1 protein-coding gene is annotated in these 1,285 nt (G+C 61.1%); it reads left to right on the top strand.

The features are described 5' to 3' along the window. Nucleotides 1–68 precede the first annotated feature (68 nt). Nucleotides 69–1,216, top strand: a protein-coding gene (locus tag V3W46_RS12610; protein ID WP_331783472.1) for an IS3 family transposase whose coding sequence is annotated in 2 segments (ribosomal slippage) — nucleotides 69–336 and nucleotides 336–1,216 — 1,149 coding nt in all. Because the reading frame shifts where the segments join, the coding sequence is not laid out codon by codon here. Nucleotides 1,217–1,285: the final 69 nt, after the last annotated feature.

The following is a 1,285-nucleotide window of genomic DNA, read 5'->3' as shown; positions in this document are numbered from 1 at the left end:
GGGACTGCTGACGGTTTAGTTGACTCCTACCGTGTGAGAATTTTGTTCTCGCTGGAAGGATGTTCATCATGGCTATTGCTTATCCTGCGGAGTTTCGTCGTGACGTTGTCGCGGTCGCCCGGAAGCGTGAAGCGCCGTTCAGTCAGATCGCGAAGGACTTCGGGATCTCTGATGCGACCATTCATGCCTGGGTCAAACGTGCTGATATTGAGGACGGTGCCCGGCCCGGTGTGACCCAGGCCGACCAGGCGGAGTTGCGTGAGGCGAAGAAACGGATCCGGCTGCTCGAGCAGGAGAACGAGATCCTTCGACGCGCGGCAGCGTATCTGTCCCAGGCGTCGCTCCCAAAATGATGTTCCCGCTGGTCCGTGAACTGGCTGCTGACAGGATCCCTGTCGCGGTGACCTGCCGGGTGTTGGGGTTTTCGAAGCAGGCGTTTTATAAGTGGGTACGGAACCCGGTCCCGGCGAGGGACTGGGACAACGCGCACCTCGTGAACGCGGCGATCGATATCCACGACAGCGACCCGGCGTTCGGGTACCGGTTCATCGCGGACGAGATCGAAGACGAATCCGGTATCCGGGCCTCGGAACGACGCGTGTGGCGGTTGTGTTCCGAGCATCGGGTGTGGAGCGTGTTCTCGAAGAAACGGGGCCTGAACCGGAAAGCCGGCCCGCCTGTGCACGATGATCTCGTGGAACGCGACTTCACCGCGTCCCGGGTCGACGAGCTCTGGCTCACCGATATCACCGAGCACTGGACCGATGAGGGGAAACTGTATCTCTGCGCGATCAAGGACGTCTGCTCGAACCGGATCGTGGGGTACTCCATCGATTCACGGATGACCGCGAGCCTGGCCGTCAGCGCACTCCGGAACGCCGCATGGCTCCGCCACCCCTATGGCACCGTGCTGCACTCCGATCGTGGGTCGCAATTCCGGTCCCGGAAGTTCGTGGAAACCCTCCGCGAATACGGCATCACCGGGTCCATGGGCCGGGTCGGCGCGTGTGGCGATAACGCGGCTATGGAATCGTTTTTCAGCCTGCTGCAGAAGAACGTGCTGAACAAACACCGCTGGCACACCCGCGAACAGCTCCGCCTCGCGATCGTTGTCTGGATCGAACGGACCTACCACCGACGCCGCCGGCAACGCAGACTCGGCCGCCTCACCCCTATCGAGTTTGAGACAATACAAAAGGCCACACTCGCGGCCTAAAAACTCCAAACCAACCGAGTCAACCACACCGTCAGCAGTCCCATATGCCAGGCGTGTGGGCTTCGAAGT

The sequence above is a fragment of the Subtercola sp. YIM 133946 genome, from assembly GCF_036553535.1.
In the GTDB taxonomy this organism is placed as follows: Bacteria; Actinomycetota; Actinomycetes; order Actinomycetales; family Microbacteriaceae; genus Subtercola.
This window is presented reverse-complemented; position numbering and strand designations above follow the sequence as displayed.